We start from the raw sequence: 6,668 nt of genomic DNA, 5'->3' as shown, positions 1-6,668 counted from the left end.
AGCGCTCCGGGTAGCACCTGTCGTGACTGGTGATGTCTTCGCTGACCTCGTAGCTCGAATGAAGGCGGTGCGTGATGGTTCTGACCTGGCGGAAGAGCAGCCACTCGTCCGGTGGGACGTCGGGAGAGTGTGTGGAGGTGGCCGCTCTCGGGCTCGCAGTGGCGGTCCGCGACAGCAAGGCGTTTGGAGGAGGAAGCCTCGTGCTCCCTGTTGGGGATTTCACCGAGTTGGTCGGGCGCGTGAAGCGGGGCGTGTCGTCCAACTGAGGCGGGGTGTGTGAGTCTCGGCGGGAGGTGCGGGTGGCGATCACGGTTGGGTGCGGGCGGCGAGAAGGGCTTGCGGCGGGGCGTGAATAGGGTTTGGTGGTGATTTGGGACAGGTTTCGGCGGGGGGCTCGGGGGCGTGGGCTTGCCGGGGGCGTTGAGGGCGCGGGGACGTCGGGGCCTGCGCGGGCGGCGCTGGTGGGGCGTGAGGACGAGTCGGAGGTGAGTTCTCGGCCTGCGGTCGCGCGACTCGTTCGGACGCGGCGCGAGGAGCAGTGGAAGGCGCCTGGTCCGGTGGCCGTCGAGGGTGGGGTGTTCGCCAGTCACGAGGGACGGGGCGACTTCGAGATCACCTTTGCGCAGCCGCTGGAGGGGGTCGCGTAGCTGCACGTCGATTCGCCGGACGGGCCGATCGTGGTGGGGCCTCGCAGCATCCTCACGGACAAGGGGACGGCCCTGTACGCGGCGACGAAGGCCAGGCGGGGCAGGGTGCCGGTCCCAGAGAGCTGGCGCGGCCGGACGGAAATGCACGTGGCGGCGTCCGGGCGCTGGCGCATCGTCGTTGAGGACGTCGCGCCCCGCGAGTTCGCCGATCGGGTGGGCGGCTATGGAATGGACGTTGTCGCCTACATCGGACCCGCCGGGGCACCTGCCCGTTTCGTGCATCGTGGGCGCGGCCCAGCGCAGGTGCACGCACTCACGCCCGGATTCGAAACGGAGGCCGTCCTCGCTTCGGTGAAGGGCGACGCCACCACAGAGTTCATGTTCCACTGCCCGGCGATCCTCGCCATCCGCGCCCAGGGTCCCTGGTCGATCACCGTCCTGTAGGACCTTGCCCGCGAACAGCACGCAAGGCCCCGCCCTGGTGGGCGGGGCCTCTTGCGTCGTGGTTAGTGGGTGGTCGACCAGACGGTGCACTTGTGGGCGGTGGCGTTGTTGGTGAGGGGCATGCGTGCTGCGCCGTTGGTCGTGAGGTTCTGGACTCGGGGGGTCTTGGCGCTGTAGCGGGGCCAGGTGGGGGCGGCGGTGGTCTTGGGAGCGCTCGTGTGGGCGAAGCTCGTCCAGTAGGCGATCATCTGGGCGGACAGGTGCTGCTGGGCCGGGGTGAGCTTGGCGGGGCCGGACGGCGCGGGGCGGGTCGTGGCGAACAGGTAGGGCAGGTCGGTCAGGTGGGCCGCGCCGCCTGGGAAGGTCGCCGGGACGGGGATCCAGGTCGGGGCGGTGCGGTCGGCGAACTCGTAGACGTAGGTCGGGACGCGGCGGGACAGGGCGTTCGCATCGCCCAGGATCGGGCAGACGGAGGCGCGGTCGGTTTCGATCGCGGCCCAGGCCAGGGCGCCTTCGACGTTCGGACGGTCGGTCGGGGGAGTGTTGGGCAGCAGGTCCTTCTCGTAGGTGGACGGCCGGTAGGCGCGGCGGACGGCAGGGGCGTCGGGGCCGTAGGCGGCGTCGGTGAGCTTCGTGAAGACGTCCGGGGTGAAGGTGACCTTGCCGATCGCCGGGTTCACGATGGACGCGGTGACGAACCGTCCTTCGTCGCGGGTGCTGCCGATCATGGCGGGGACCTTGGCGAACCGTCCCCGCTTGATGGCCTGCTCGGGGTTGGTGGGCAAGGTCGGGGTGCCGTAGGCGGGCGATCCGAACGACGGGAACGTGGGGTCGGTCATCGTGCCCGGCCCGGCGAGGGCGTCCACTGGGGCCTTGCGCAGGCAGGCCATCGCGTCCGTGGTGCAGCCGAGCTTGGACGCGAGGGTGGCGCCTCGTGCGGTCACGGTCTTCAGGGGAGCCCACGGGGAGACGTTCTGCGGGGTCGGTGCGGGTGCTCCCGGGTAGAGACGCGGCTGGAGGGTGCCGCAGCTGGCGCTTTGCAGGATCACCTTGCTGAACGTGCCGCGCGCTGCCGGTGAGGTGAGTTGCGCGCAGACGCCCGCGGATCCGGCGGACTGTCCGAACAGCGTCACGTTCGCCTTGTCGCCGCCGAACGCGTGGGCGTTGCGCTGCACCCAGCGCAGCGCGGCCTGCTGGTCCTGCAAGCCGAAGTCACCTGAACCCGGGAGCCCGGGGAAACCGAAGAATCCGAAGATGCCGAGCCGGTAGTTGAGGGTGACCACCACGACGTCGCCGCGCGTCGCCATTTCGCTCGGGTCGAACGCGCTGCCCGTCCCGGACGTGAAGTCGCCTCCGTGCACGAACACCATCACCGGCCGAGGACGCGCAGGAGCCGACGCGGGGGTCGTGACGTTCACAGTCAGGCAGTCTTCGCTGACGCTCGTCCCGGCCGGAAGGTTGTAGGACGGGCCGACGCACGCCGGGCCGGAAGCTGTCGCGTTCCGAACGCCCTTCCAAGGACGCGAGGGCTGCGGCGACTTCCACCGCAGCGCACCCACCGGCGGCGCGGCGTACGGGACGCCGAGGTACTGGCGGGTCTGCCCGTGGGTGATGCCGCGCACCGTCCCGGCATCGGTCTTGGCGAGGACGTCCTGCTGTGCGGCGGGCATCGCGGAGGCGGTTCCGCAGGCGGTCGCCAGGACCAGGCCGAGGACGGCGGGGGCGAGCGTGACCTTCAGGCGCTTCTTCATCGGGGGCTCCGAATCTTCGTCCGTCGTTCGATGAAGGAAGACTCGCGGCCTCGGCGCACCGCCTGCGCACCGTCCGCTGACCGCCACGTTTCCGCAGGCCAGAGCCCTACGGACGCAGCAGGGCCTTGACGGCGGTGCGCGCGTCCATCGCCTGGTATGCCTCGGCGGCCCGCTCCAGCGGCAGTTCGAGGTCGAAGACCCTGCCGGGGTCGATCTCGCGGTCGACGATCAGCCGGACCAGCTCGGGCAGGAACCTGCGCACCGGCGCGGGCCCTCCGTGCAGGTGGACGCCGGAGGCGAACAGCTCGTCCCCCGGAAGCCGGACGCCGTGCGAGACCCCGACGAACCCGACATGCCCGCCGGGACGCGTCGAACGGATCGCCTGCGTCATCGCCTCCTGCGTCCCGACCGCCTCGATGACGCTGTGCGCGCCCAGGCCGCCGGTGAGCTCCCTGACCCGCGCCACGCCCTCGTCCCCGCGCTCGGCGATGACGTCGGTCGCGCCGAACTCGATGGCCAGCCGCCGCCGGGAGACGTGCCTGCTCATGGCGATGATCCGCTCGGCCCCCAGCCGCCGGGCCGCCAGGACGCCGAGCAGCCCGACCGCGCCGTCCCCGACGACCACGACCGTCGTGCCCGGTCCGGCCTGCGCCGCGACCGCCGCGAACCACCCCGTCCCGAGGACGTCCGACGCGGCCAGCAGGCCGGGCACCAGGTCCGCGTCCGGCGGGCCGCCCGAGACCGCGACCAGCGTGCCGTCCGCCAGCGGGACGCGCGCGTACTCGGCCTGCGTCCCGATCGAGCCCATGGCCACCCGGCGCACGCAGAAGCTCTGGTATCCCGCCTCGCACAGCTCGCACGTGTCGTCGGACGCCACGAACGACCCGACCACGAACTCGCCCGGCCTGACCGTCCAGACGTCGTCGCCGACCTCCTCGACGATCCCGACGTACTCGTGTCCCATCGGCCTCGGGGCGTCGAAGTCCGCGACGCCCCGGTACGGCCACAGGTCCGACCCGCACACGCAGGTCGCCGTCACGCGGACGACCGCGTCCGTCGGCTCGACGATCCGCGGATCGGGGCGCGCCTCGACGCGCACATCCCCGGGCGCGTACAGCAGGGCTCCACGCATGATGCCTCGCCCCCCTCTCCGTCGGCGTCGTGTGGTCAGGCGCGGGTGCTGCGACGCGGCCCGCCGTACTCCTCGTCGGTGACCTTGGCGCCCCAGTCCGTCTCGGGGACGCGCGGGTCGCCGGTGCCCTCCCACAGCGCCAGGTGCTCCATGAACGTGTCGGGCGCGGCGCCGTGCCAGTGCTCCTCGCCGGGGGGCGTGTGGATGGTGTCCCCCGGATGCGCCTCGACGATCTCGCCGCCCCGCGACTGGATCAGCGCGACCCCCGACACGATGTGCAGGGTCTGCCCGAGGGTGTGGGTGTGCCAGTCGCTGCGCGCGGACGGCGCGAACCGCACCCGGTTCAGCCTGGCCTGGGACGGCTCGCTCCCGGCGTAGATCACGTCCCACCAGGCGTCCCCGGTGAACCGGTCGGACGGCGCCTTGTCGGTCGGCGTCCGCTTGTAGACCTCCATGGATGCCCCTTCTCTCACGTCATCCGCTCAGGTACCGGTCTGCCCGCGGCGAGAAAAGCGCAGGTCACGGGGGTGCGTCGGGGGATCTTGTTCCAGGTAAATGCCCCGGGAGCCCAGGCCCGGGCGAGCGCCGGGACCAGAAGCGCGGACAGCCCCCGGCCGTCACCGGGGGCTGCCCCGCGTCGGTCCCGCCTCAGCGTCGGTCCCGCCTCAGCGTCGGTCGCGCTTCCGAGGCGGGCACGCATCGCAGGCGGGCGCGTGTCACCACCAGGGCTCGTGGTAGCAGCGGCTGGCGAAGACCCGGTCCGGGAGGTTCTCAAGGTCGATGTAGCGGCAGTGCAGCCTCTCGCCGTTGACCGACTTCAGGGTCACCCCGTGGTCGATGATGCCCGTCGTGGGAGACCCGGCCGAGGCGACGCAGCGCTCGCCGATGGCGTTCGGCGGGTAGTTGCGCGTGGTGTAGACGGACTGGCAGTCATAGATCGCGCGGTGCTCCTGGTGCTCCCACCCGGACGTGGACGCCTGGGCGGGGGCCGTGAAGAGCGGGGCCGCGGCGATGCCCGCCGCGAGGGCGAGGTAGGTCAGCTTCAATGGAACTCCTCCCATGGTGCCCACGTTGGGCACACGATCGCTACTCTCTGTAGCTGAAATGGGGATTTCCCGCTCTCTGACCAGGGAAAACTCCCACCCGCCTAACGAGATCATCCGCGCTCGGAGCGGCCCGGCAGCGGCCCGGCAGCGGCCCGGCAGCGGCCCGGCAGCGGCTCGGCAGTGGCCCGGTCAGCGTCCGCGGGCGAGGCGCAGCCGCATGGACGCGTAGTCGAACGTCACCGCGTACGGCTTGAAGAACTCGTGCGAGAAGTTGGCCATCAGGTCGAAGCCGACCATGGACGACAGTCCGGGGCCGGGCAGGCCCGGGAAGACCTTCTCGACGGCGTACCCGAGGACGTTCCGTCCGACCGCGCGGCCGAGGCTCATCCGGTCCGGACGGCACGGGTACACCTTGGCCCCGTTGGGGGACGGGATCGGGTGGTCGCGGTCGACGGCGATGCCCGCGCGCTCGGCGATCTCCACCGTGGTGTCCAGGCCGTGGCCGATCCCGCCGGTGTCGAGCGTGACCATCCGGGGGCCGTAGTCGCGCAGGCTGCCCACCGAGCACGGGTAGTGGTCCCCGGCCAGCCACAGCGGCAGCCCGTCCGACCGGTTCGCGTGCCCGCGCCGCCGCAGGACCAGGGCCCGCCGCGCGTAGTCCATCGTGGTCAGGAAGTGGTACATGATCGTCGTTCCGAACGCGCCCGCGGGCCTCGTGCCGTCCGGGAGCGTCGGCCGGGGCGCTCCGTCCGACCACTGGACGGGCAGGTTCCGGATCTCGATGCCGCCGATCCGGAGTGAGTTCAACACCCCGAGGTAGATGGTGACCGGCGTGTTGCTCGCCACGCCCGTCACGGTCGCGACCGCGGTCAGCCCCAGCTCCTTCGCGGCCTCCGGGGACAGGTCGAACGTCGCGTAGGTGTCCACCAGGAACCGCTTCGGCGCCGAGCCGTTCACCGACGCCTCCACCACCGGCAGCGGGTCGATGAACGTGAACGGCACGCGCGTCCCGGACGGTCCCGAGATCCGGTACGGCGTCCCGTCCAGGTGGCCGTACTGCGTGGCGGACCCCTTGGCGAGCGGCGTCCCGACCTCGTTGAGGATCGGGATCGCGCGGGCGTGCCGATCCTGCCGGACGAAGCACTCGGCGAGCCGCCGCCTGGATTCGTTGTCGCCCGGGTTCAACCCGACGGCGTCGGACAGGTGCCGCTCGGCCGCCCCGAACCGGTTCGAGAGCAGGGCGATGTAGCCGAGTTGTGCGGCGGCGTGCGCGTCCTTCGGGTCGACCTGCAGCGACCGCCGGTATCCGCGCTCGGCTTCGGCGAACCGGCCGTCCCGGAAGAGCCGGTCAGGGCCGTCGTCGGACGTGGCGGCGACGTTGCGCGCCGAGCCCGTGGCGGCACGGTCCGTCCCGCAGCCGGTCAGGGGAAGGGCCGCCGCGGCGGTCGCGGCCAGGCCCGCGCGGTGCAGGAACCGGCGGCGTGAGTGGTCGGCCGAAAGGGACATCCGGGGCTCCTCGGAGGCGTCGTGTTCTGGGTGGTGCGACGCCATGCAATCGGGGAGGCCGTTACCTCGGCATAACCAACAAATCCGCGACCCGATCCTTGTCGGTCGCTCACGGTGTCCGGGCGAGAACCCTGGGTAGTTG

The 6,668-nt window shown here is 71.7% G+C and carries 7 protein-coding genes; 2 read left to right on the top strand and 5 right to left on the bottom strand.

Translation table 11 applies throughout. The features are described 5' to 3' along the window. Positions 1–74 precede the first annotated feature (74 nt). A complete protein-coding gene (locus P696_RS54710; protein WP_084337928.1) occupies positions 75–266 on the top strand; it encodes a DUF397 domain-containing protein in 192 nt (63 codons plus the stop codon). Positions 267–794: 528 nt separating this feature from the next. Next, positions 795–1,091 (top strand): hypothetical protein, encoded by a 297-nt coding sequence (locus P696_RS0122005; RefSeq protein ID WP_157429842.1) that lies wholly within the window; start codon positions 795–797, stop codon positions 1,089–1,091. Positions 1,092–1,153: 62 nt separating this feature from the next. Here P696_RS0122005 and P696_RS47235 read toward each other — a convergent pair whose 3' ends face one another. The 5 genes from P696_RS47235 to P696_RS0121980 all read right to left on the bottom strand — a co-directional run bounded on the left by P696_RS47235 (position 1,154) and on the right by P696_RS0121980 (position 6,526). Continuing rightward, complete coding sequence (locus P696_RS47235; protein ID WP_051467981.1) at positions 1,154–2,842, bottom strand: carboxylesterase/lipase family protein; 1,689 nt, start codon at positions 2,840–2,842, stop codon at positions 1,154–1,156. A gap of 106 nt (positions 2,843–2,948) precedes the next feature. Further along, entirely contained in the window at positions 2,949–3,974 is a 1,026-nt protein-coding gene (locus P696_RS0121995; protein ID WP_026414029.1) for a zinc-binding dehydrogenase, read from the bottom strand. A 35-nt stretch (positions 3,975–4,009) separates the two neighbouring features. Further along, on the bottom strand, positions 4,010–4,429 hold the full coding sequence (locus tag P696_RS0121990) for a (R)-mandelonitrile lyase (RefSeq protein WP_026414028.1): 420 nt from the start codon (positions 4,427–4,429) through the stop codon (positions 4,010–4,012). Between the two features lie 261 nt (positions 4,430–4,690). Beyond that, a complete protein-coding gene (locus tag P696_RS0121985) occupies positions 4,691–5,020 on the bottom strand; it encodes a hypothetical protein (RefSeq protein WP_026414027.1) in 330 nt (109 codons plus the stop codon). A 189-nt stretch (positions 5,021–5,209) separates the two neighbouring features. Then, positions 5,210–6,526, bottom strand: coding sequence for a retropepsin-like aspartic protease (locus tag P696_RS0121980; RefSeq protein WP_026414026.1), 1,317 nt, complete (start codon positions 6,524–6,526; stop codon positions 5,210–5,212). Between the last annotated feature and the right edge of the window lie 142 nt (positions 6,527–6,668).

This window comes from Actinomadura oligospora ATCC 43269 (assembly GCF_000518265.1).
GTDB classification, from domain to species: Bacteria; Actinomycetota; Actinomycetes; order Streptosporangiales; family Streptosporangiaceae; genus Spirillospora; species Spirillospora oligospora.
Note: the sequence above shows the minus strand (reverse complement) of the source record. Positions and strands in the feature narration are given on the sequence as shown.

What these genes read in the sequence shown, in the direction of transcription:
- P696_RS54710 (WP_084337928.1), top strand. Translation starts at nt 75, where the DNA reads ATGGTTCTGACCTGGCGGAAGAGCAGCCACTCGTCCGGTGGGACGTCG.
- P696_RS0121995 (WP_026414029.1), bottom strand. Translation starts at nt 3,974, where the DNA reads ATGCGTGGAGCCCTGCTGTACGCGCCCGGGGATGTGCGCGTCGAGGCG.
- P696_RS0121980 (WP_026414026.1), bottom strand. Translation starts at nt 6,526, where the DNA reads ATGTCCCTTTCGGCCGACCACTCACGCCGCCGGTTCCTGCACCGCGCG.
- P696_RS47235 (WP_051467981.1), bottom strand. Translation starts at nt 2,842, where the DNA reads ATGAAGAAGCGCCTGAAGGTCACGCTCGCCCCCGCCGTCCTCGGCCTG.
- P696_RS0121990 (WP_026414028.1), bottom strand. Translation starts at nt 4,429, where the DNA reads ATGGAGGTCTACAAGCGGACGCCGACCGACAAGGCGCCGTCCGACCGG.